Annotated in this window: 20 protein-coding genes; all 20 read left to right on the top strand. The window is 38.3% G+C overall.

Annotated elements, in window-relative coordinates; genetic code table 11:
- Positions 1-164 precede the first annotated feature (164 nt).
- The 20 genes from citZ (at position 165) to dnaI (ending at position 25,694) form a co-directional block, all read left to right on the top strand.
- Positions 165-1,280, top strand: coding sequence for a citrate synthase (gene citZ, locus C9J36_RS09835; protein WP_066162088.1), 1,116 nt, complete (start codon positions 165-167; stop codon positions 1,278-1,280).
- Positions 1,281-1,533: 253 nt separating this feature from the next.
- Positions 1,534-2,799 (top strand): NADP-dependent isocitrate dehydrogenase, encoded by a 1,266-nt coding sequence (gene icd / locus C9J36_RS09830; RefSeq protein ID WP_066162091.1) that lies wholly within the window; start codon positions 1,534-1,536, stop codon positions 2,797-2,799.
- A gap of 627 nt (positions 2,800-3,426) precedes the next feature.
- The gene (gene mdh / locus C9J36_RS09825; RefSeq protein ID WP_107942964.1) at positions 3,427-4,368 is read left to right on the top strand and encodes a malate dehydrogenase; all 942 of its coding nucleotides are present in this window, start codon (positions 3,427-3,429) and stop codon (positions 4,366-4,368) included.
- Positions 4,369-4,693: 325 nt separating this feature from the next.
- A complete protein-coding gene (locus C9J36_RS09820) occupies positions 4,694-5,131 on the top strand; it encodes a MaoC/PaaZ C-terminal domain-containing protein (protein ID WP_066162096.1) in 438 nt (145 codons plus the stop codon).
- A gap of 45 nt (positions 5,132-5,176) precedes the next feature.
- Complete coding sequence (locus C9J36_RS09815; RefSeq protein WP_066164324.1) at positions 5,177-5,887, top strand: response regulator transcription factor; 711 nt, start codon at positions 5,177-5,179, stop codon at positions 5,885-5,887.
- On the top strand, positions 5,884-7,431 hold the full coding sequence (gene pnpS / locus C9J36_RS09810) for a two-component system histidine kinase PnpS (RefSeq protein ID WP_066162099.1): 1,548 nt from the start codon (positions 5,884-5,886) through the stop codon (positions 7,429-7,431). The genes C9J36_RS09815 and pnpS overlap by 4 nt, the downstream gene beginning before the upstream one ends.
- 210 nt (positions 7,432-7,641) lie before the next feature.
- Positions 7,642-8,601, top strand: coding sequence for an FtsH protease activity modulator HflK (gene hflK / locus C9J36_RS09805; RefSeq protein WP_066162101.1), 960 nt, complete (start codon positions 7,642-7,644; stop codon positions 8,599-8,601).
- Positions 8,598-9,620 (top strand): protease modulator HflC, encoded by a 1,023-nt coding sequence (gene hflC / locus C9J36_RS09800; protein ID WP_107942963.1) that lies wholly within the window; start codon positions 8,598-8,600, stop codon positions 9,618-9,620. The genes hflK and hflC overlap by 4 nt, the downstream gene beginning before the upstream one ends.
- Before the next feature lie 403 nt (positions 9,621-10,023).
- Entirely contained in the window at positions 10,024-11,187 is a 1,164-nt protein-coding gene (locus C9J36_RS09795; RefSeq protein ID WP_161956399.1) for an ATP-grasp domain-containing protein, read from the top strand.
- A 16-nt stretch (positions 11,188-11,203) separates the two neighbouring features.
- Positions 11,204-12,886, top strand: a complete 1,683-nt coding sequence (locus tag C9J36_RS09790; protein WP_107942961.1) for a methyl-accepting chemotaxis protein — start codon at positions 11,204-11,206, stop codon at positions 12,884-12,886.
- A 396-nt stretch (positions 12,887-13,282) separates the two neighbouring features.
- Positions 13,283-13,717: a DNA polymerase I gene (locus tag C9J36_RS09785; protein WP_082798897.1), complete on the top strand. Its 435-nt coding sequence runs from the start codon at positions 13,283-13,285 to the stop codon at positions 13,715-13,717.
- A gap of 203 nt (positions 13,718-13,920) precedes the next feature.
- Positions 13,921-16,551: a DNA polymerase I gene (gene polA / locus C9J36_RS09780; RefSeq protein WP_107942960.1), complete on the top strand. Its 2,631-nt coding sequence runs from the start codon at positions 13,921-13,923 to the stop codon at positions 16,549-16,551.
- 12 nt (positions 16,552-16,563) lie between these two features.
- Entirely contained in the window at positions 16,564-17,436 is an 873-nt protein-coding gene (gene mutM / locus C9J36_RS09775; protein ID WP_066162114.1) for a bifunctional DNA-formamidopyrimidine glycosylase/DNA-(apurinic or apyrimidinic site) lyase, read from the top strand.
- Positions 17,437-17,452: 16 nt separating this feature from the next.
- Entirely contained in the window at positions 17,453-18,433 is a 981-nt protein-coding gene (locus C9J36_RS09770) for an arsenic resistance protein (protein ID WP_107942959.1), read from the top strand.
- Positions 18,430-19,023: a dephospho-CoA kinase gene (gene coaE, locus C9J36_RS09765; protein WP_107942958.1), complete on the top strand. Its 594-nt coding sequence runs from the start codon at positions 18,430-18,432 to the stop codon at positions 19,021-19,023. Before C9J36_RS09770 ends, coaE begins: the two co-directional genes overlap by 4 nt.
- A 495-nt stretch (positions 19,024-19,518) precedes the next feature.
- Positions 19,519-20,538, top strand: a complete 1,020-nt coding sequence (locus C9J36_RS09760) for a glyceraldehyde-3-phosphate dehydrogenase (RefSeq protein ID WP_066162122.1) — start codon at positions 19,519-19,521, stop codon at positions 20,536-20,538.
- Between the two features lie 383 nt (positions 20,539-20,921).
- A complete protein-coding gene (gene speD, locus C9J36_RS09755; RefSeq protein ID WP_066162125.1) occupies positions 20,922-21,284 on the top strand; it encodes an adenosylmethionine decarboxylase in 363 nt (120 codons plus the stop codon).
- Between the two features lie 291 nt (positions 21,285-21,575).
- The gene (nrdR, locus tag C9J36_RS09750; protein WP_107942957.1) at positions 21,576-22,037 is read left to right on the top strand and encodes a transcriptional regulator NrdR; all 462 of its coding nucleotides are present in this window, start codon (positions 21,576-21,578) and stop codon (positions 22,035-22,037) included.
- Between the two features lie 26 nt (positions 22,038-22,063).
- On the top strand, positions 22,064-24,766 hold the full coding sequence (locus C9J36_RS09745; protein WP_107942956.1) for a DnaD domain protein: 2,703 nt from the start codon (positions 22,064-22,066) through the stop codon (positions 24,764-24,766).
- Positions 24,753-25,694 (top strand): primosomal protein DnaI, encoded by a 942-nt coding sequence (gene dnaI / locus C9J36_RS09740; protein WP_107942955.1) that lies wholly within the window; start codon positions 24,753-24,755, stop codon positions 25,692-25,694. Before C9J36_RS09745 ends, dnaI begins: the two co-directional genes overlap by 14 nt.
- Positions 25,695-25,931: the final 237 nt, after the last annotated feature.

Genomic DNA, 25,931 nt, shown 5'->3' with positions numbered 1-25,931 from the left:
TCATTCCTAATACCTTTTTTTCTTAAAATAGTTACTTTCCATTCACAAAGCCGTCAAAATTGATTATAATGAATCATGTAAGCGATTTACTTATAGGTTCATTAATGAAAGTTAGTGTATAGAAGCACTAACACAGTCAACAAAAAATGAGGGAGCGATTATTTATGACAGCAACACGTGGTTTAGAAGGTATCGTAGCAGCAGAGTCTAAAATTAGTTCAATTATTGATGATACACTTACATATGTAGGGTACAATATTGATGATTTAGCAGACAATGCTAGCTTTGAAGAAGTAGTTTATTTATTATGGCATACTCGTTTACCAAAAGCGGACGAGCTTGCTGAATTAAAACAACAATTAGCAGATAATATGGCTGTACCACAAGCTATTCTTGATCAGTTTAAAACATACCCATTAAACACAGTTCATCCAATGGCGGCATTGCGCACGGCTGTATCACTTTTAGGTGTGTTTGATGAGGAAGCAGATGTAATGGATCCGGAAGCAAACTACCGCAAAGCAATCCGTTTACAGGCGAAAATTGCAACTGTAGTAACAGCATTCTCTCGTATTCGTAAAGGCTTAGAGCCAGTTGCTCCAAAAGCTGGTCTTAGCTATGCAGCTAACTTCTTATACATGTTAAAAGGTGAAGAGCCAGCAGAAATCGAAGTAGAGGCATTCGACAAAGCGTTAGTATTACATGCTGACCACGAATTAAACGCATCTACATTCACAGCGCGTGTATGTGTAGCAACACTTTCTGACGTATATTCAGGTGTAACTGCTGCAATTGGCGCATTAAAAGGCCCTTTACATGGTGGAGCAAACGAGCAAGTAATGAAAATGTTATCTGAAATCGGTTCAATTGATAATGTTGAGCCATGGGTACAAAATAAATTAGATAATAAAGAAAAAATCATGGGCTTTGGTCACCGCGTATACCGCAAAGGGGACCCACGTGCACCACATTTACGTGTAATGTCTGAAAAGTTAACAAAATTAACTGGTAAACCAGAATTATATGATATGTCTGTTAAAATTCACGATATGATTGTAGAGCAAAAGAAATTACCAGCAAACGTTGACTTCTTCTCTGCGTCTGTATACGATTCATTAGGTATTGAGCATGACTTATTCACACCAATCTTTGCGGTATCACGTACTTCTGGTTGGGTTGCACATATTTTAGAGCAATATGCAAACAACCGTTTAATTCGTCCACGCGCAGAATATGTAGGACCAGGCATGCAAAAATACGTTCCAATTGAAGAACGTTAATTTCTTTCAATAGATGTCATAGATTTTTAAGGGAAAGTTTTGAGCAAGCTCAAGAAAATCTGGACGCAATTACGTCAAAGTGTAATTGGTTATTTCATAAGTATGTTAAAAATGTGTGTTTAGTACTCGGACAAGTTGCTAGTTATAGCAGTTTTACGACTGCCAATGCACGCTTTGAAAAAATATGCTAAACTTATCTAGGACTGGGGCAAATGCACAGTCCTAGATTTTCGAATATAGGAGGCAAATATTCATGACTAACGGTAAAATTGTAGTAGAAAATGGTGTGTTAAACGTACCAAACAACCCAGTAATTCCTTTCATCGAGGGTGACGGTATCGGTCCAGATATTTGGGCAGCGGCTTCTCGTGTAATCGATGCAGCTGTAGAAAAAGCATACAATGGCGAAAAGAAAATTGAATGGTTAGAAGTTCTTGCGGGTGAAAAAGCATTCAATCAAACAGGTGAATGGTTACCGAAAGAAACTTTAGATAAAATTAACGAATACTTAATCGCAATTAAAGGACCTTTAACAACACCGATTGGTGGCGGTATTCGCTCTTTAAACGTAGCATTACGTCAAGAATTAGATTTATACGTTTGTCTACGTCCAGTACGTCACTTTGATGGTGTGCCTTCTCCAGTTAAGCGTCCAGAAGACGTAGATATGGTTATTTTCCGTGAGAATACGGAAGATATTTACGCTGGTATTGAATACCAAGCTGGTTCAGACGAGCAAAAGAAATTATTAAACTTCCTACAAACTGAATTAGGTGTGAACAAAATTCGCTTCCCAGAAACTTCTGGTTTAGGTATTAAGCCTGTTTCTCAAGAAGGTACAGCGCGTTTAGTTCGTGCTGCAATTGAGTATGCAATTAAACATAACAAACCAACTGTTACATTAGTACACAAAGGTAACATCATGAAATTCACTGAAGGTGGTTTCAAAAACTGGGGTTATGAATTAGCAGAAACAGAATTTGCTGATAAAGTATTCACATGGAACCAATACGATGCAATCAAAGCTGAGCAAGGCGAAGCCGCTGCGAATGAAGCACAAGCAAAAGCTGTTGCTGAAGGCAAAATCATCGTAAAAGATTCTATTGCTGATATCTTCTTACAACAAATTTTAACTCGTCCAACTGAGTTTGACGTAGTAGCTACTATGAACTTAAACGGTGACTACATTTCTGATGCATTAGCTGCACAAGTTGGTGGTATTGGAATTGCTCCAGGTGCAAACATTAACTACGTAACTGGTCATGCAATCTTCGAGGCTACTCACGGTACAGCACCAAAATATGCTGGTCAAGATAAAGTAAACCCTTCTTCAGTATTACTTTCTGGCGTATTAATGCTTGAGCACTTAGGTTGGCAAGAGGCTGCAGATTTAGTAACGAAATCTGTAGAAAAAACAATTTCATCTAAAGTTGTAACTTACGATTTTGCACGTTTAATGGATGGTGCAACAGAAGTAAAATGTTCTGAGTTCGCTAACGAATTAATCAAAAATCTTTAAGAGTTTTGCGTTCCAAACACCGTGCGGTAGCCGGTGTTTGGAACGCTTTTGTTGTTGTTTTTATAAAATGTTTGCTGGTGTGAATAGAGGTGCTTTTCTTTGAAAGGGTGGTAAACATTTGTTTAGCGGTGTTTCTCGTGAGTGAAAGAGAAGCTATGGGGGAGTTTGGAGTTCCGATAGCCTTGCGGTGGCTAGCTTTCGGGTGATTTTTTGATTTTTATGAGCGAATTACAATGGTTAATGAGCGAAATGAGGTGTTTAGCGAGCGAATCGTGACCTTTGTAGGGGGAGTGTAATAAGAATTTGCCCAAGATTTCCGCTTTTTGGGTGGCGAAAAGTCGATTTTGTATTGGCGTAGCGTTGAAATAAAGTTTTTTATCGCTCGACTTTTACTGAGGGTAAACATTGCTAAAGGCAATGCTCATCTCATATTTAAAAGATGCATTCTCTGTTTATAGGAATCAACATTTTGTCAAACATCATCGCTACTGTTCAAAATGCCGGCTACGCACGGCTTTTTGGACAGCCCTGTTTTGCGAATTTTGCCACTTGTTTAACTTATATAAACACCAATTTTTTGTTAATATGAAAGAGGGAAAACATTTCATTAATAGGAGTGGATTAGTGATGACATTAAAACGTAAAAAAATAACTGTAATCGGCGGAGGTTTCACTGGAGCAACAGCGGCTTTTCTAGCAGCACAAAAAGAGCTTGGAGATGTGGTGTTGCTTGATATTCCACAAGCTGAAAATCCAACAAAGGGCAAAGCGTTAGATATGTGGGAGGCAGCACCAATTCAAGGCTATGATTCCTATGTAAAAGGAACGGCTGATTATGCAGATACGGCAGACTCAGACATTGTCATTGTGACAGCGGGGGTAGCGCGCAAACCGGGTATGAGCCGTGATGATTTAGTACAAACAAACGAAAAGGTAATGGTTTCCGTATCGGAGCAAATTGCCAAGTATTCACCGAATGCAACAGTGCTTGTACTGACAAACCCTGTTGATGCAATGACATATACGGTCTACAAAACAACAGGCTTCCCAAAAAATCGTGTTATTGGACAATCAGGTGTACTGGACACAGCCCGTTTCAGAGCATTTATTGCAGAGGAATTGAATATGTCTGTAAAAGACGTAACAGCGTTAGTTTTAGGAGGGCACGGTGATACAATGGTGCCGTTAACACGCTATTCATTTGTCGGTGGTGTGCCAATTGAGTCATTAATTGCACCAGAACGTCTAGAGGAAATTGTGAACCGTACACGTAACGGTGGAGCGGAAATCGTCAACTTGCTTGGTAACGGTTCTGCCTATTATGCACCAGCGGCAGCGATGGTGGAAATGGCAGAAGCTATTTTAAAAGATCAAAAACGCGTACTACCATCAATCGCTTATTTGGAAGGTGAATATGGTTACGAGAATCTATGTTTAGGTGTACCGACATTATTAGGAGCAAATGGTGTTGAAAAAATCTTTGAGTTAGAGTTAACAGAAGGAGAAAAATCAGCGTTAGATTATTCAGCACAAGCAGTAAAATCGGTGATGGATGTTTTAAATAATTAAGGAAATGGTGGCGTCTGAGAAGCATGCAAAGCACTGCTTTTCAGGCGATTCTTTTATTTTTTATTAAAATAACAAAAAACTTTTTTACTCTTTCGTATAAACATCGCACAACATTGTACTTTCCGCCAAAAGTTGATACTATAAAAGTATCGTATTACATATTTATTGATTATGTAAAATTGAATATGTTTGCGTGTTTTTAAGGATATTTTATATTGCAAAGCTATTTATTACTCGTAATGAAAATCGGGGTTTTTCCAAAAGTTTTATTTTTAATAATGGTTAATCCACACGTTTGATTGCACTAAGAAGGAGTTGCTTCGAATTGCTACAAAAGAATAGAAAGCAAGGTAGATTTATAACGACTTTAACAATTGGTGAAAAGCTGCATATTACTGAGAAAATGGATGATAAAGATTTATTAATATACTTAGGTTTAACAAATGATAATAATCCATTATTTATTCAGCATGATTATGCCGCCAACACTTCTTTCAAACAACCAATTGTTCCACAAATTATGTTAAATGGTATTATCGCTTCCGCTATTTCTAAGCATATGCCAGGTCCGGGCTCATATATTTTAGAGCAAACGTTAAAGTTTTTAGCACCTGCCTATCATTATGAAACGGTTGACTTTGTTTTGGAAATCGAGCATATTGATGAAGAAAATAATGAGGTGTTAATTGCTGTCAAAGCAACAAATATTGAAAAAGCGCTTTTGCTGGAAGGGAAGCTTAAAGTATCTCCTCCTCGCATATAATAGATTTGAGATGGGGGTTTCAAATCGATGATGGAGGCAAAGGAAATGACAAAAACAATTTTAGTCGTAGAAGATGAATTATCGATTGCGACACTATTACAATATAATTTAGAGCAGGCGGGTTTCAATGTGTTACTTGCACATGACGGAAAAAAAGGTCTTGATTTAGCTGTTGAAAAAACGCCAGATTTACTGCTGCTCGATTTAATGCTACCGACAATGGATGGAATGGAAGTGTGCAAGGAATTGCGCAGTTTAAGAATGAATATTCCAATTATTATGTTAACTGCACGCGATGATGAGTTTGATAAAGTTTTAGGCTTAGAGCTTGGTGCAGATGACTATATGACAAAACCCTTTAGCCCGCGTGAAGTTATTGCACGTGTTAAGGCGGTACTTCGTCGTTTCACCCCTGCAGCGTCAGCTGAGGAAATAAAAACAGGGGAGACAACATATGAATATGGTAGTTTAAAGGTCTTTCCAGAGCGCTTTGAAGCTTTTTTAAATGATGAGGCACTTGAATTTACACCGAAGGAATTCGAGCTACTTGTTTATTTATTAGAAAATAAAAACCGTGTACTAACGCGCGATCAGCTACTTAGCTCTGTATGGAATTATGATTTTGCTGGTGATACGCGTATTGTGGACGTCCATATTAGCCATTTACGCGATAAAATTGAAGAAAATAGTCGTAAGCCAATATTTATTAAAACGATACGTGGATTAGGCTATAAATTTGAGGAGCCGAGAAAATGAATAAATCAATGAGCGGCCGACTCTTTTTCTCATTTATTTTACTTGTAACGGCAATTTTTGCTGTCCTAGAACTTGTTATAGGTCAGCTTTTTCCTTTTTACTTAGAGGACTATGTGCAAGTACAAACCGAGGTAGTGCAGGAAAATGTTGTAGAGTTTATTCAGCAGGAAAATATTGAACTGACCTCTCTACAGCAGGAAAAATTATTGCAGGCATATGATGTGAGTGCGGATGAAGAGTATTTTAGCTATACACGTGTTCGCCTCATGTTAGTACTTGTTATTTTATTTTTAGTAGCGATTGCAGTAATTGGCTTAGTATCCTATCGAATGGTTAGTAATTTTGTAGAACCTATAGAGGCTGTTACACGTACAGCACAGGAGCTGGCAGTCGGTAATTATTATGCCCGTGCTTTTGCGAATGGGCCGAAAACAATTATAGAGCTTCGCAATTCAATCAATGTACTAGCGCGCAATTTGCAGGATATTACAAAAATACGAGAAATAGAAGAAGAACGCTTGAAAACGCTTATTGAAAATATGGGTAGCGCATTGATGATGATTGATCGAGAAGGCTATATATCAATTGTTAATAAGCAATTTCTTCATCGCTTTGGCTTAACGTCCGAGCAGGTGCAAGGTAAAAATTTTTTAACAGTTGGATTGCCTGAAAATTTAGAAGTATTTATCGACCATGTTTTTTTAACGGAGCAGCCATATCAAAAGCAGCTTGAAATGGAGCTGCAGCAAGAAATCACGTATAAGCTCGTTTATGGGGCCCCTGTTGTAGGAGAGCATGGACGTTGGCTTGGTGTTGTTTTAGTCATGCATGACGTGACCGAGCTAATTCGTTTAGAGCAAATTCGAAGAGATTTCGTTGCCAATGTTTCACATGAATTGCGGACACCGATTACTTCAATTAAAGGTTTTTCTGAAACATTGTTAGACGGTGCATATAAAGATGAAAATATGCTGTTATCATTTTTAGAAATTATTTATAAAGAAAGCAACCGTTTACAAGAGCTTATCAACGATTTATTAGAGCTATCTAAAATTGAGCAGCATGGTTTTTCTGTAGATATTGCGCCTACAAGCTTGCAGGAGGTTATTGCAAGGGTAGTTGATGTCACGAGTCCACGTTTAGAAGAAAAAAATATGCAGTTTGATATGCAAATGGATAGAGACGTACGAATTTTAGGGGATGAAAATCGCCTCATTCAAATTTTTACAAACTTAATTTCGAACGCTGTTACGTACTCTCCAGACAGTACAACAATTACTGTAAAAATGACGCAAAACGAGGAATATGGAATTGTAGAAGTAGAGGACCAGGGAATTGGGATTGAAAAACAAGAAATCGCGCGTGTCTTTGAGCGTTTCTATCGAATCGATCGCGCACGTAGCCGTAATTCTGGCGGCACAGGCTTAGGTCTTGCAATTGTAAAGCATCTAGTAGAGGCGCATCATGGAAAAATTGTTGTGACGAGTGAAGTAGGAAAAGGCACAAAAATTTCAATACACATACCTCTTGCACCATCATCTTAACAAAATCTTTACACAGACTTTATAAAAAATTAAAAAAATGCTTATATAATAAGTTATAAGAAACCCCTATTTCAAACTAAATAATTAAGGAAGGCGTCTGGAAATTTCCGGACGCTTTTTTCAATTGTAAAAAGAAATCAAAATTATTGTGAAACTTTTTTGCGGGTTACACCGTAAAAAAGTTATAGCAAAATAAAGGGAGGAACATATATGAGTACAAAGCGTACATTAATAGCCATTGCTTTAGGGTTATTGCTACTATTTGGTGTTGTTGCAGCTTTAACAACATGGTATACAGTGGATGAATCTGAACAAGCAGTTGTTATCACTTTTGGAAAGTCGGGAGAAACAATAACGGAGTCTGGTTTACATTTTAAACTGCCGTGGCCAATACAAAAAGTTGAAGTATTATCGAAGGAAACATTTAGTTTAGAATTCGGCTACAAAGAGCGTTCGCAAGGGGATATTGACGTATACCCTTCAGAAACAAAAATGATTACAGGTGATGAATTTTTCGTCTTAACTGATTTAGTCGTACAATGGAAAATAACAGACCCGAAAAAATATTTATTTAACTCACAAGAACCAAAAGAGCTACTACATAGTGCGACATCAAGCGCAATTCGCTCAATTATTGGAAACTCAAAAATTGATGCCGCTTTAACAGATGGTAAATCGGATATCGAGTCAAGAACAAGAGAGCTACTAACATCATTAATGGAAAAATATGATGTTGGTATTAGCGTATTAGGTGTCAAGCTTCAGGATGTTGAATTGCCAAATGAAGAAGTACGTGCTGCCTTTACAGCCGTAACGGATGCACGTGAGATGAGAAATACAAAAATTAACCAAGCGGATAAATATAAGAATCAACGCTTAAGTGAAGTAGAAGGGGAGATTGCTGCGATTAAATCGAAGGCAGAAGGGCAAAGGGTTGCGCGTATTGAGCAAGCAGTTGGTGATGTTGCCGTATTTAATCAGCTTTATAACGAGTATAAAGGAAATCAAGCAATTACACGTGAGCGTCTTGTATTAGAAACATTAGAAATGGTATTACCACATGCTCAAATTTATATTATGAACGACAATGAAGGCAATACGTTGAAATACTTGCCTATTCAACAAACAACTACAGCAAAGCCGAAAGAGGAAGGGAGCGGTAGTCAATGAGTAACAACAATTTCGACGGGGATTTAGAAAAGTTTTTAAGAAAGTTATTTACAGATAAAAATAAAAAGAAGGCTAAAGTGGTAGAAGTAGTAGATTCTGAAGCACAGACGGTTAAAAAGGAAAAGCAACCGAAAAATATGCGCAAATGGGCTACTAGCGCATTGATAGTAACAGCTATTTTTGCCATCGCAATTATCGCTTTTGCCAATCTTTATATCGTCAAAGAAAACGAATATAAAGTAGTACGCCAATTTGGTGAAGTCGTAAAATTTGAGCGCGAACCGGGCTTGCATATGAAAATACCTTTTATTCAAAGTGTGACGACATTACCAAAAAACCTAATGACATATGACATGATGCAGGAAGAAATTAATACAAAAGATAAGAAGCGAATTATTATTGATAATTATGCTGTTTGGCGCGTAGTTGACCCTAAGGAACTTATTTCTAACGCAGGGACATTACCTAATGCTGAGCGTCGTATGAGTGAATTTATTTATTCTGTTCTTCGTACAGAGCTTGGTAAGCTTGATTATGAACAAATTATTAATGATGCTGATTCATCGCGCGGTGATATAAATAATAATGTCACGTTAAAAGTAAATGAGCTATTGGCGAATGACAACTATGGTATTGAAGTTTTAGATGTGCGCATTAGACGTACAGATTTACCACCAGAAAATGAGCAGGCTATTTTTACACGTATGATTTCAGAGCGTGAAAAAACGGCACAAACTTATTTATCACAAGGTGATGCTGAAAAAAGAAGAATAGAAGCTGAAACAGACCAAGATGTGCAAATGAAGTTAGCAAAGGCAAACAGAGAAGCGGCAGTGACAATTGCAGAAGGCGAGGCAGAGGCTGCGAAAATTTATAACAAGGCATTTTCACAAGACCCTGATTTTTATTCTTTATATCGAACATTGGAATCGTATAAAAAAACCATTGGTGATGATACAGTCATTATTTTACCATCAGACTCTCCGTATGCAAGAGTACTTTCTGGTTACTTAGAGTAAAGAATAAAGTTTCGTTCCTCTCAGACTGTTGATAGCAAGTGAACAATTAGTTGGCATATTTCATTGTCACTAATTGTTCACTTTTTTGTTTTAAAGAATAAGAAAATAGAAGTTTTGGCATTTAAACAGTGTCTAGGCTAAACGTACGTCCCTCAGTTATTTTCAAATCCTCACACAAAAGTGCTGGCGCATTTATTTTCCTGCTAGCTCTTTTCCCATGTTTACGGCAGTTTGTAAAAAAATAATAGGATTTTAGGGAAAAATGTAGCAATTGAAATATATTGTAGTATAATGTACTACGGTTAGTTGTTTTGTCGCATCTTTTTTAAAATAAATTAATGCGAAATGTATGAGATTAAAGAAAATTTTGAAAGTACTAAAGACTCAGAAAGGTGGGAAAATAGTGATTTTTTTAGACACTAATTATATATCTCCAATGCTGCAAGATGCATTAATGCGTACTGAAATCCCAATGTACGATATCGTTAATAAGCGATTCATAAATAAATCGCAGGCAGGTACATTGGAATTACAGGAAGAGCAGCTTATTATTATGAATTCGGAAAATGCTATTAAAGTATTAACAGACCATTATTCACAATTAAATGTTACAAAATGGTCGAATTTATTTAAAAACAAAGTTGCATTTCGACAATATTTAGCAGCGAGCTTCCCAAACTTTTATTTCAAGGAAAGCACATTGCAGGAATTAAGCATGATGGACAGTAACAGCATACCTTATCCAATTATTTTAAAACCAGCAATCGGTTATTCGAGTGTCGGTGTACAGAAAATTAAGAATGCACAGCAGTTTACTGAAGCTGTTGAGCAATTAGTAGAAAATAATGGTCTTTCATCTTCTTATTCACAGGATATTTTAAATTTCCAAACATTCATTTTGGAAACATATATTGAAGGACAAGAGTTAGCCGTGGATGCTTATTTTAATGCGGAGGGTAAGCCGGTTATTTTAAATTTATTCGCTCGTATGTTCCGCGACGCAGAAGATATGAGTGACCGTATTTATTATACGAGTAAGCAAGTGATAATACAGTATTTATCAGTTGTTGAAAAATATTTAGCCGAGCTAGGCGCATCGCTTGAAATGCGTAATTATCCATTTCATATCGAGCTTCGCATTGATGATAAAGGTGTTTTAATTCCAATTGAGGTAAACCCTTTACGCTTTGCAGGTATCGGAACGACAGAGCTTGGTACATATGCTTATGATATTAATCCGTACGAATATGTTTTTAATCAGTGGGAACCGGATTGGTCACAAAAAATAGCAAAGATGGATGACCGAATTTACAGCTTTACTTGTGCAGAGTTCGATAGTCAACTAACGTTTGAAGATATTGACTGTATTCATCATGAGGAGCTTAAACAACAATTTGAGCATTTATTAGAGTACCGTGTATTACCTCAAGATAGTGGGACAACCTTTGCAGTTATCTTTTTTGCCAGTGATTCATTTAGTCAAAATGAACATATATTATCATTAGATTTTATGTCATTTATTACAACAAAGAATGAGACACTTTCTTTAAGTGGTTCTCAAAACTAGAAGGAGCAGGCTAGACATGGGCAAAAAAACGTATTCGGTTAAAACGAAAATATTGTTAAGTATTATTTTACCAATTAGCATTTTGATTTTTGTTTTTGGCATGTTTTGTTATATGGTGGCGACCAATTTAATTAACGAGCAAATTCTACCAACATATGAGCAAAATTTAACATTAAAAATGGAGCAGTTTGAAGGATTAATAGATGCAAATACGATTAATGCTGCCAAAACAGATCGCAATGAATTTGAAAAGCTTTTAACAATTTCAACAGACCTTAAACATCAAGCGGAATTAGAACACGTTTATATTATGAGTAAAGTTGATGGACAAGAAGTCATTTTAGTGCTAAGTGATGATGGCGAATATTTGACACCTTTAGATTTTTCTGAGGATCAAAAGAAGGCGATGACGACAACTGATATTGTTGTAAGTCCGATTTATAAAGATGATTACGGGGCGCATAAATCTACATTTTTACAAATTGCAGGCACAGATTCGGTGCTTGGTCTAGATGCTGATGCTGATTTTGTGAGTGAACTAAAAAATACAATTGTAACGATTATTATTATTATTTCAATTGTGTTCATTTCCTTAGGTGTAGCGTTAGCATTATTTATCGCACGCAATATTACACGCCCAATGGAACGCTTAGTAGCCCATACTGAAATTGTTGCAAAAGGTGATTTACAGCAGCAAGTGATTGTGGAAGGGGATAAGGAAGTACGACATTTAGCGCAAAGCTTCCATGATATGCAAGCTCAGCTTCGAGAAACGATTCAACATGTAAATATTACGTCAACACATGTAGACCAAAGCTCCTCAACATTAAGGGAAAGTGTGGAACAGCTAACAGTTGCTTCGACGCAAGTGGCTGGAGCCGTTCAAGAAATTGCCTCTAGTAGTGAAGTGATTGTTGATGGTGCGGTGCAAAATCGTGAGGCAATTGAGCAGATGGTTACACAAATCTCTTACATATCTGATATGACTTCACAAATATCGGATGAGGCTTTGCATGCTACAACGATTGCACAGCAAGGGAATGAGGCAGTTCAAAGCTCGGTAAAAGGAATTACAAATATTCATGAGACAGCGAAAACGTCATTGAAAATTACAGAGCAGATGAATGCTCGTTCAACAGAAGTAAGTCAGATTACAAAAATTATTTCGGGTATTTCTGACCAAATAAATTTATTAGCGTTAAATGCAGCAATTGAAGCCGCGAGAGCTGGGGAATATGGCAAAGGCTTTGCGGTTGTAGCCGATGAAATACGTTCACTTGCTGAGCAGTCCGCACAGTCAGCAAGTAATATTACTACATTAATTCAAGGGATGCAAAAAGATTCGGATGAGTCTGTTACGGCAATTACAAATGTTGTGGCACAAATCGAGCATGAAAATGCAGTCATTCATTCTGCTGGTGACACATTTGAGGCGATTTCAGCATTAGTAAGCGAAATGAATAGCGAAATTCAACAAGTAACAGCTACGATTCAAGAAATGGCTGCAAGCTCCAACCAAGTGCTTGTTACAACGAATCAAACAGTTGAATCCATTGAAGCATCAAGTGAGCATTCACAAAGCATTGCGGCCTCAATGGAGGAGCAAACAGCTACTAGTGAAGAAATGTTAAGCATTGCTACCGAGTTAAATGAAATGATTGGCAACTTAAAAGGTCAAATTGAGCGTTTTAAAATATAGTTAGAGGGACGTCCGAAAAGTGTGCGAGACACTGCTTTTCGGACGTTTCGTTTATGGTATATTAAAATGATGGCTGTTTATAATTGAGGTTGCTCGAAAAGTGTATATCTTTTCGGATAGACATTGCTTCTATATTAAATATTTGCTAAAAATGTTTGTACCTGTCGCTTCGTTTTCGACACAAAACACATATGCTCCTGCGGTTACTCGTCGCAGAAAAAAATGCTCCTGCGGTTACCTGTCGCGAAGAGGTCATCTCTAGATGACGTTTCAGACAACCCCTTGCTATGGCTTGTTTATTTAGGATAATTTTGGTGTGAGAGGAGAAAGAAATTTCTTTTCAATTCTCTATTTCTTGTTATAATAGGTATGCAAGTTGATAGAGAGGTGGATAGGATGAGCAAGCGAATTCAAAATTTGCTAGTAGCATTTATTATTGCAACGTCTGTGACCGCGCTTTTTCAATCAAGTTCTTTTGAATGGATGAAAATAAGCCTTTTTCATATACCTATATTGTTTTTAATTATGTTTATACTTGGAGCCATCATTGCGGAAGATGTTCGATATGCTTTTAAAAAGGTGTTTTGGTATGAGAAGCGTAAAGACAAGCGTCCCATTTGGCAGGTCGGTATTGGGATGATTTTTTATTTCACACAAATTGGTTTTGTGGAAGTATTTATGAGAGGTGCCATGCCTTATCATCTTGGTGGGATGCCGCTGTACTTAGTAATTAGCTTTTTAAACGCCTTTTTACTGACAGTTATTTTTGAAGAAATCTTCTATAAAAATAATGAAAGTGCCTCGTGGCAATATAAGGTGAAAAATAAATGATTAATCTAGGTGCTTCTTACGAAACTTTTTAGGAAAGTTTTGTAGGAGCACCTTTTTTGGTGGAAAAAAACTTGGATTCACGCTAAAGTTAAGAGGAGAATAGTTCGAACGCATGTTTTTACCTTTGCTAGCTATTTGCGTTATTTCTAATAGTTAGTTTAAAAAACGGAAACAAAGATGTACTTGAAGAGGAGCGTACAATAATGGCGAAAGAAAAATTATTATTACTTGATGGTAACAGTTTAGCATATCGTGCATTTTTTGCATTGCCACCATTAACAAATGACAGCGGAATTCATACGAATGCTTCATATGGTTTTACAATGATGCTACAAAAAATTGTGGAGGAGGAGCAGCCGACGCAAATGCTAGTAGCATTTGATGCAGGGAAAACGACGTTCCGCCATGAATCATACGGAGAATATAAAGGTGGTCGCCAAAAAACGCCACCAGAGCTATCGGAGCAATTCCCTTATATTCGTAAGCTGATTGATGCATACAATATTAGGCGCTATGAGCTTGATTTATATGAGGCAGACGATATTATTGGCACATTAGCGAAGCAGGCGGAAGAAAAGGGCAGCGAAGTCATTATCGTGTCCGGTGATAAAGATTTAACACAGCTTGCAACGGATAATGTAACCGTTTATATTACGCGTAAAGGAATTACAGATATTGAAAAATATACGCCGGCACATATCGAGGAAAAATACGGGCTAACACCTGTACAAATCATCGATATGAAGGGGCTGATGGGGGATGCATCTGACAATATCCCAGGCGTTCCTGGTGTCGGAGAAAAAACGGCAATTAAGCTTTTAAAGGAATACGGCACTATTGAAGCATTATATGAAGCGATTGATGCGATGAAGGCTTCGAAAATGAAAGAAAAGCTTGTGGAAAATGAGGAAAGTGCGCATTTATCGAAGAAGCTTGCCACGATTTTTACGGAGGCTCCAATTGAGGTGACGCTGGGTGATTTAGCTTATGCTGGTCCGAATGAGGATGCTTTACTTGCCGTTTGGCAGGAGCTAGGGTTTAAATCATTAATTGAAAAAAGCGATATGCAGAGCACTGCACAGGAGCAGGAGGAGATTCAGCTAAACATTGTGGCTGAAGTGACGCCTGCCATGTTAACAGATGCGATGGCACTCCATATTGAGTTGGAGAACGAACATTACCATAGCTGTAATATGCTTGGGATTGCTATAACAAATGGTGCAGGCGCTATGTACATTCCCGTGGAGGTGGCATTAAAAAGCGATGTTTTTAAAGCTTGGCTAGAAGATGCGACGAAGAAAAAGTATATTGTAGATAGTAAAGCGACACAGGCAATTTTAGCACGTCATCAAATACAGCTTGCGGGTGTTGCCTTTGACTTACTGCTTGCATCGTATATTGTCAACCCAGCTATTTCCGGTGATGATGTAGCAACATTGGCAAAGGAATTTGGCTATACAAATGTACAAGCCAATGAGGTCGTCTATGGAAAAGGGGCAAAATGGACTGTACCTGCTGAGGATATACTAGCAGACCATATTAGTCGAAAAGCGATTGCCTTATGGCATTTACAGCCTGTTGTAGAAAAAAAGCTACAGGATAATGAACAATACGACTTATACCATGAATTAGAATTGCCGCTTGCTGAAATTTTAGGCACGATGGAAATCACAGGAATTTCTGTGAACGTAGAAACATTAAATCAAATGGGCGAGGCATTACAGAAAAAGCTTGCCATTATTGAGCAAACGATTTATGAGCTTGCAGGTGAGGAATTTAATATTAATTCACCGAAGCAATTAGGTGTTATTTTATTTGATAAGCTAGGACTGCCTGTATTGAAAAAGACAAAAACAGGCTACTCCACAGCCGCGGACGTGCTTGAGAAGCTCCAATCAGAGCATGATATTGTGAAGCATATTTTAGATTATCGCCAATTAGCGAAGTTGCAATCGACATATATTGAAGGATTGACAAAAGAGATACACGAAGAGGATGGAAAAGTGCATACGCGCTTCCAGCAAGCATTGACAGCAACGGGACGTTTAAGCTCGACAGACCCGAACCTACAAAACATTCCAATTCGTTTAGAGGAAGGGCGTAAAATTCGCCAAGCATTTGTGCCATCAAAGGAAGGTTGGGTGCTATTTGCAGCTGATTATTCACAAATCGAATTACGCGTATTAGCACATATGTGTCAGGACGCTACACTAGTAGAGGCATTCAAGGAAGGGATGGATGTTCATACACGTACTGCAATGGATGTTTTTGGTGTAACAAATCCCGACGAGGTCACAGCAAATATGCGACGTACAGCGAAGGCAGTAAACTTCGGAATTATTTACGGTATTAGTGATTATGGCTTATCGCAAAACTTAGACATACCGCGTAAAAAAGCAGCTGAGTTTATTGAGAACTATTTACAAAGCTTCCCCGGTGTAAAAGATTATATGGAAAGCATCGTGGCAGATGCTAAACGAGATGGCTTTGTCACAACAATTTTAAATCGTCGCCGTTATTTACCGGAAATTAACAGCTCAAACTTCAACTTGCGTAGTTTTGCTGAGCGCACAGCGATGAATACGCCGATTCAAGGAAGCGCCGCTGATATTATTAAGAAGGCGATGATTGATATGGATGCTCGCTTGCAGAAGGAAGGCTTGCAGGCAAAGCTTCTATTACAAGTACATGATGAATTAATTTTTGAAGCACCCGCTGAGGAAATAGAAATTTTAGAGCGCATTGTACCAGAGGTGATGGAATCTGCTATTAAATTAGCCGTACCACTAAAGGTTGATTATTCGCATGGTCAGTCATGGTATGATGCGAAGTAAGGAGTGATTTTTGTGCCGGAGTTACCAGAGGTCGAAGGAGTTGTTAAAGATTTAAAGCCGTTAGTAGAAGGTAAAACAATTCAATCTGTTACTTTATCGGAGACGGTTTATACATCTCACGCTGCTGGGAAACAAACAATTGTTAAAGGCAGCGCGCTCCATCATTTTGAAGCGAGCGTACAGCAAATGGCTGTTACAAAGATTGAGCGTCGTGCAAAATATATTTTTATTCATCTACAAAAGGAACAAGAGCCATTTGTGCTCGTCAACCATTTAGGGATGACGGGCGCATGGTTTGTCGTGCAAAATGTGGCAGAAATAGCAGAGGAAAAATTCCGCAAGCATATTCATGCAACATTTACTTTAGCGGGTGGTGAGCTGCTCATTTATAGTGATATACGTCGCTTTGGTGAGCTGCGTTTTTTACGCACAATTGATGAGCACGCACCATTAACAAAGATGGCGCCTGAGCCCTTTGATGAAGAAGCATGTGAATTTTTCCTTATGCAGTGTGCGAAAGCGAAATATGAAAATAAAACAGTGAAGGAAGTGATTATGGATGGCCAAGTCATTTCTGGCTGTGGCAATATTTATGCGACAGAAGCACTGTTTGCAACAAAAATAAGACCAACGAAAAAAGTGAAGGCTATTTCAAAGGCAAAGAAAATTGAGCTATTTCATGCGATTGTCCATGTATTAAAAGAAAGCATTGAAAATGGGGGCTCGACGATTTCAGACTATCGAACGGTAAACGGTGGAGCAGGCTCGATGCAAAATCGTCTGAAAATGTATAGTCATAAGCAATGTCCACTATGTCAATCAGCAACAAAATCAGTTGTCATTGCGGGACGCACATCGACATATTGTCCTAGCTGCCAAACATAGCATAAGGGAGAGAAAGATGGGACATTATAGAGAGAAGCTAGAAAATCAACAAATTTGGATATATGTTATTTCTCTTATAGTAGGGGCACTCATAGGTCTTTCAAGTGAGCGTTTTGGAGCATATTTTGCTTTCGCCATTTCACCGCTTATTGCTATTTTAATGTATGGTATGTTTTCGCAAATTCCGTTTTTAAAGCTAAAGAAAGCACTTTCTAATCGCAAATTTATAGTCGTATTATTACTAGGCAATTTTGTCGTTGTGCCAGTTATCGTTTGGCTATTAATTATGCTATTTCCACAGCCTACGCCTATTTTATTAGGTGTTTGCTTAGTGCTCCTAACGCCATGCATTGATTACGTTATTGTTTTTACGCAATTAGGCAAGGGCAATGAGAAATTAATATTAGCCGCTACACCGATTTTATTTGTCGTACAGCTACTATTGCTACCACTCTATTTATGGCTATTTATAGGAGAAGAGATGGTGGGTATTGTTCAAATACAGCCTTTTTTAGGGGCGTTTGTATTGTTGATTGCTGTGCCTTTTATGCTAGCAGTTGCAACGCAGCTTTGGGCTAAAAATCAATCATTTGGAGCAAGAGTGCTAGCATCAGCAGCATGGCTCCCTGTCCCGTTTATGGCATTTGTGTTAATCGCTGTTGTTGCATCGCAAATCGCTAAAGTGTATCGCGATTTTGGCATCATACTAGATGTCATTCCTATTTATATTTTATTTTTAATTGTCACACCGATTGTTGCTAGAGGTCTTATTTTTGTCTTTAAGCTAGAGGTAAGAGCAGGCAGAGCATTGATTTTTAGTATGGGCACAAGAAATTCACTTGTTGTTCTCCCATTAGCATTTGCTCTACCTGATGCATGGGCAACAATTGCCGCAGCAATTATTGTAACGCAAACGATTGTAGAGTTAGTGGGAGAATTAGTTTACATAAAGATTGTGCCGAAGTGGATACTAAGAAACAAAGGGGAATTTGTATGATTATAGGATTAACAGGAAGCATTGCAAGTGGTAAAAGCACGGTTGCGCAAATGCTAAAAGAATATCAACTGCCGATTGTTGATGCTGATTTAGTCGCAAGACAGGTAGTAGAGCCACACTCTGAAACATTGCAACAAATTGCTGCTGCTTTTGGGCAGGAGGTTATTAAGGAAGATGGTACGATGGATCGTGAAAAGGTAGGCTCCATTATTTTTCATGAGCCTGCACAACGCAAAGTCCTAAATGATATTATTCATCCTGCGATTCGCGCGGAAATGCTACGTCAACGTGATGAGCTGTTACTCGGTGGAGCAGAGCATGTTGTAATGGATATTCCATTGCTATTTGAAAGCAAGCTACAGCATTTTGTCGATAAAATTTTAGTTGTATCTGTTACAGAGGAAATTCAGCTTCAGCGCTTAATGGAACGCAACCAGCTATCTGAAAGTGAGGCGCGTGCACGCATTGCTTCTCAATTGCCGATGTCTGTAAAAGAGCAAGGAGCAGATGCAGTAATCTACAATAATACAACAAAGCAATCCACTGCTGAGCAGCTAAAGAAAATATTGCAGCATTGGACAGTTATATAAGGAAGGCAAGGGCGTCTTTTTAGCCTGAGAAAGAACGCATTTATTCGATACATTTCAATAAAAACAATGAATGGAAGCGTCCAAAAAGCCGTGCATAGCCGGCTTTTTGGACGCTCAGAATTTATTCATTAAGAAGGTTTTAAAAAACGGGAGGAACACTAAGTCTAGCGGATTTTCTTCAGAGTGAAAGTTTATTCTTTATTGCATCGCAAAAAAGAGCTACTTAACGGATTTTTTTCAGCTTTATAAATTTGTGAAATTTTTTCGAAAGATTTTTTGAAATAGGTTATACTAAATATAATGAAAAAACGAGAAAATATTGCTTTGAAAGCGTTTTACTCGAATTTTTACTCGTTATTTTAGCTGTATAATTTATCAGAAAATAACGACTTTTAAAAACGACATAAAATATGTTCACCTTTTCGAATAATGTGTTATACTAATTAGCGAGAATAATAAATAACATGATAACCTATTTACAGGAGGCTTTTTTATATGTCAGTTTCTATCGCAATTAACGGATTTGGTCGTATCGGACGCATGGTATTCCGTCAAGCTATCGTGCAAGAGGAGTTAAATTTAGTTGCTATTAATGCTAGCTATCCAGCCGAAACATTAGCTCATTTAATTAAGTATGACACAAATCATGGTCCATTCGAAGGTACTGTTGAAACAGCGGAAGACGCATTAATTGTTAATGGCAAACGTGTCGCAATTGTTTCAGAGCGTGATCCGAAATTATTACCTTGGAAAGCAATGGGGGTAGATATCGTCATTGAAGCGACAGGTAAATTTAATGACCGCGATAAAGCGGCTATGCATTTAGAAGCAGGTGCGAAAAAAGTAATTTTAACAGCGCCAGGTAAAAATGAGGACATTACAGTTGTATTAGGTGTGAATGACGAATTATTAGACATTGAAAAGCACGATGTAATTTCAAATGCTTCTTGTACAACAAACTGTCTAGCACCAGTAGCAAAAGTATTAAATGATACGTTTGGCATTGAAAATGGTTTAATGACGACAGTGCATGCCTATACAAATGATCAAAATAACTTAGACAATCCACATAAGGATTTACGTCGCGCACGTAATTGTGGTTCTTCAATTATCCCAACATCTACAGGGGCTGCGAAGGCACTAGCGCTTGTATTACCTGAATTAAAGGGGAAATTACACGGCATGGCTTTACGTGTACCAACACCGAACGTATCTTTAGTAGACTTAGTTGTGGATTTACAAAAAGACGTAACTGTCGAAGAGGTAAATGCGGCATTTAAAGCTGCAGCAGAGGGCTCTATGCAAGGTATTTTAAATATTTCAATGGAGCCGTTAGTATCGTCTGATTACAATACAACAACATATTCGTCAACGGTAGATGGTTTAACGACGATGGTAATGGGTGACCGCAAAGTGAAAGTGCTTGCTTGGTACGATAACGAGTGGGGTTACTCAGCGCGCGTCGTAGATTTAACAAAAAAAGTTGCCAATGCATTAGCGACTGTCAACGCATAATATAATAAAGGGACTACAGAAAATTCTGATATAAATTTGACTTTTCTAGTAGTCCCTATTTTTACACTTGCAACTACAATGAAAACATCTTATAATCACACATGTGTATGCACGATTATCATTTGGTACGCATACCGAATAATAAACGTGTCACCAATGGATGTCACAGATTTTAAGATGAGGTCTGCATAATGCGGAGCAGTGAACAGCTAGCACGTGTTATAACAGGACAGCTCGAGCAAATCTAGACTAAAGTTAGTTGAGGTGTAATTTATTGGTAACACATGACTACTTAAAGGGTTAGGACCTCTTTGGACTAACTTTCCCCCGTGGTAGTCAACTTTGCACATTATCAAATATTATGTCAAAGGGGGAAGCGAACCATGAGAACGATGGGGCGTCATGTTATTGCTGAACTTTGGGATTGCGATTTAGAGAAGTTAAACAATGTTCAATTTATTGAACAAACTTTTGTCGATGCTGCTTTACGATCAGGAGCAGAAGTCCGTGAAGTAACTTTTCATAAATTTGCACCACATGGAGTAAGCGGAGTAGTAATTATTTCTGAATCACATTTGACGATACACAGTTTTCCAGAGCATGGCTATGCTAGCATTGATGTGTATACGTGCGGTGATTTAGATCCAACAGTAGCAGCAAATTACATTGCGGAAGCACTAGGCGCAAAAATGCGTGAAGCAGTCGTCGTGCCGCGAGGTATGGGACCTGTTGTTGTTGGTACATGAAAAGATGCATAACGTACTGTGAGACAAACTATAGGCTACTTGCTTACTGAGCAAGTAGCTTATTTGCGCTTTATGAAATGTGTCGCGTTGTTTTTGCAAAAAAATTTTACACTTGCTGAAAGGTAGTTATTTTAACGAATATTTAGACTAAGACCTTTGCTGTTTGGAAAGTAAAACCCTTTCCTTTTTCTTGTGTGTTATAATATAGTAGCTATCGTGTCGCTATTTTGCACGTGCTACTTTTGATATAATAAAATAAGTAGTAAATCGAATGAATCAGGAGAAATTTGTATGAGATGTCCAGCTTGTCAATATAAAGATACACGTGTTGTTGATTCAAGACCTGTAGATGATAATAAAGAAATAAGAAGAAGACGTGAATGTGAAAAGTGCTCGTTTCGTTTTACAACGTTTGAAAAAATGGAGGAAACACCACTCGTTGTCGTGAAAAAAGAAGGGGCACGTGAGGAGTTTAACCGTGAAAAAGTTTTGCGTGGCTTAATACGAGCATGTGAAAAGCGCCCTGTATCAGTGGAAGAACTAGAGGAGCTTGTCATTGCAATTGAAAAAGATTTGCGTCGCCTAGGTCCATCAGAAGTTCGTTCTGAGGATGTAGGAGAAATGGTTATGGACCGTTTAATGAAGCTTGATGAAGTCGCATATGTGCGTTTTGCGTCTGTTTATCGCAGATTCTGCGATATTGATGCATTTATTCAAGAATTAAAGCAACTGCAAAATAACCAAGAAAAGTGAAGTAATGCTATGTAAGGAGGGTTAATATGACCTTTATGAATCAATTACATCCGTATGATATTTGTGAAGTTCAATGCCCTCACGAATTTAATGACGTGAATCAAAAGATTTTGCTTGCTTGTTATCAGCCGATTATCGGTGTCGAGGCGATTGCTTTATATTTAAAATTATCCGTGGAAGCATCGAATGAGCATCTAACTTTTCATCATCACTACTTGCTTGATAGCTTAGATTTTTCGATTAAACGCCTATTTCAAGCAAGGATTACGCTAGAAGCGATTGGTTTACTTCAAACCTTTTGTAAAGTAGAAGATGACCAAGCGCACTATATTTATCGTTTAAACAGGCCGTTAAATGCAAAATCCTTTTTTGCTGACCCTATTTTGTCCATCTCCCTAATGAGGAAAATAGACAAAAAAGCATTTGAGCATTTGCGTGATACTCTTGTGCCAAAGGAGCAAAAGTTATACGGCTATACAGAGGTAACGCGCGGCTTTAATGATGTATTTTTAAATGTGACAGAAAAAGAGTTGCAAAATATTGAGCAGCTATATTCAGAGCAAAGGAGCCAAATATCGACAAGTGGCTACACTTTTGACTATAACTCGTTTGATTTTAAATTATTTTTCGATGGCATTAGTCAAGCCCTTATTCCGCATCGGCTGTTTACGATCGAAATTAAGCAAACAATTGCTAAGGTAGCATTCCTTTATAAGTTTTCACCTTTAGACATGCAAAGCATCGTTATGCAATCTTTAACGGATGAACAAACTTTAACGGCAGCCACAATTGAAAAAAAGGCAGCAGACCATTATCAGCTAAGTGACCATCATCAAAATGATTATAGGCTGCTAAAGCGTTATGAAATTACGGACAAACAGAAGCCTCAAGAGGAAAAGAATAGCAGGGAGGAGCATATTCATTATTTGAATAAGACATCCCCTATTGAAGTTTACGAGGACTTGCACGGTGTTTCACCTACAGATGTAACGGTTCGCCTTTTTAATGATTTTTTAAATAGAGGTATTTCCTATGGTGTGATTAATACATTAATTCAATATATCGCAATGTCCGATGGTCGATTAGATTATAATGTTAATTTAATGCAAAGCATTATCGACACTTGGGTGAGAAGTGGGGCAAAAAATGCCGAGGATGCGATGCGAATTTCAAAGCAGGAGCACGATAAGCGTAGCGGGAAAGTTGTGCCGACAATCCAAAAAACAACGCATCTTACTTCTGCCGAAGTTCCGGATGCGATGAAGGATTATGAACTTTCAACACCATATGAATTTTTGAAAATATTAACAAAGGGCAAGGAACCATTTAAAAATCAGCTGAAAACGGCCGAAAGTTTAATGACCGTTTATGGTATTGCACAAGGTGTAACGAATGTAATTGTAGAGCATGTATGGAAGCAGGCAAATGGCAAGTTGCCTGAAAAATTTGTCGAATCAGTTGCTGCTGAAATGCAGCAGCAAAATATTCAAACGGCGGAGCAGGCAAAGCGATTTTTAGCGCAGCGCGGGAAAGCTGTCTATCAAATTGGGCAAGATTCGCTAGGCGAATTTGCAGCCTCTCCACAGGCACTTATCTATGACCGTACAACGCCATATGAATTTTTAAAGCAGCTTTATCATGGCAAGGAGCCTGTTCGCTTTATTGTGGAATTGGCTGAGCAGCTTGTATTAACGCAAAAAATGCCGATTGGTGTCGTGAATTATTTAATGGAATATGCGATGCGTGAGACGAATGGTAAGCTGACGAAAAACTATATTCAAGCGATTGCGAGTAATTGGATGGCGCATCAATTAAAATGTGCTGCAGATGCGATTCACTTAGTTGAGCAAGAGCAACAACCAGTAACGAAATATAAAGTAACGATGGATACACCACTTGCCTTTAAAGCAAAGCAGCAAGATTTAACGAGCTGGCTGCCACGCTATGATGAAACGATACCGTATGAGTTTTTAAAGGCATTGAAAAACGGTGAGGAGCCGCTCCCCTATGTCGTTGAAATGGCAGAGAATTATGTTTTGTCTGGCATGACGGTAGGTGTGGTGAATGCGATGTTTGAATATGTTATTACGCAAGTAGGACGCATTAATAAAAAATATGTAGATGCACTTGCGGCGAACGCACAGATGCAAAATATTATGCTAGCGAAAGATGCTCTCGGCTATTTCCAACAGCAAAACCATAAAGTAGTCACAGCAACAATTACACAGGATAATTTAATGCAATTTTATCCAACCAATTATGTTTTTGAGGTGGCAGAAGAAAAATATGAAAAACAGACGCCGTACGAGTTTATTAAGCAGCTAAACAACGGACAGGAGCCATTTCCATATACCGTCAAAGCGGCGGAAAATTTAATTACATTGTATGGTATGGTACCTGCTGTTGTAAACTTCTTATTGGAATATGTATTGGCTAAAACAGATGGTGCATTACCAGAGAAATATATTAACAGTGTGGCGGATTCATGGCGCAGACAGCAAATCCAAACAGTTGAGCAAGCACGAAGCTATGTGAAGGGTGCTGAACAAAAGGCACTAGCAAGCAAAGGAAAGAAAGTCGAGGTTGTTCCTGAATGGTTTAACAAACCAAAGGAGGAGCTTGTCAAGGAAGCACCAGCAGAGGTAGTAGATATAGATGCAGAATACAACAAACTATTGCAGCAATTTCGCAATTATGATGGGAAGGTGAAGAGCGATAGAACCGATTAAGGAATCATTAAAGCGTGTTGTCAACGTCCCATCTTTTCAAGAGCGCTATGAGGCGATGCGCAAGTCAATTTTGCAGCATGAGAAAATCCAGCAATTTATGAAGCAAAATGAAGAGCAAATCAATGAGCAAATGATTGAGCACAGCTTGCTAAAGCTTAATGAATATATTAGCCAATCAACGGATTGCTGTAAATGTGGTACGACAGCGCAATGTACTAACTATTTACAGGGATTTATTCCAAAGCTGCTAATAACGAATGGACGCATCGATATTACGTATGAGCGCTGTGAGCAAAAAATTATTGAGGATGAGCGTCGAGAAATTGCCTCAATGGTATCGTCCATGCATATGCCAAAAGAGGTGTTACAGGCGACATTCGAAGATATTACAATCGCTGGCAACAGGTCGCGCCTTGATATTGCTCAGCAAATTATGGCGTTTATTCAGGAATATCGAGAAACGGGCGAGCTGCCGCATAAAGGTTTATATTTATACGGAGAATTCGGCGTTGGCAAATCGTTTATTTTAGGTGCAACTGCCAATGAGTTAGCGAAGGTCAAAGTGAAGTCAGTTATCGTCTATGTACCAGAATTTTTGCGTGAGCTTAAGGCAGCAATGGCTGACCATACACTAGAAAGCAAGGTCGATTTTGTCAAAAAAGCACCTGTTTTAATGCTGGATGATTTAGGGGCGGAGGCAATTTCACAATGGGCACGCGATGAAATTTTAGGGACGATTTTGCATTATCGCATGAGCGAGCAGCTACCGACGTTTATTTCCTCGAATTTTAATTATGAGGAATTGGAGCATCATTTAGCTCGTTCCCAGCGCGGAGAAATTGAGGAAGTAAAGGCTCGCCGCATAATGGAGCGCATTAAAGCGACAACAATGTCCATGAAAGTAGAAGGAGAAAATTTACGCCGTTAGCAGTTGCATTTTCTGTCGATTCAGCGTATACTTTGCTCATAATAATGTAAAGCAGTGAAAAGGATACGAGGTTTGTGTAGCGACTTATAGAGAGGGAGGCCTTGGCTGGAAGCTTCCTAAGAACGGCACATACTTTACTACCTTGGAGCAGTGGCGGGGATAATCCGTCAACGTTGATCAGTACGTTAACTGACCTAGAGCTTCGTTCGAGAATATTCTCGGAAGGAAGAAGGGTGG

Origin of the sequence: Metasolibacillus fluoroglycofenilyticus, assembly GCF_003049645.1 — a bacterium.
GTDB lineage: Bacteria > Bacillota > Bacilli > Bacillales_A > Planococcaceae > Metasolibacillus > Metasolibacillus fluoroglycofenilyticus.
This window is presented reverse-complemented; position numbering and strand designations above follow the sequence as displayed.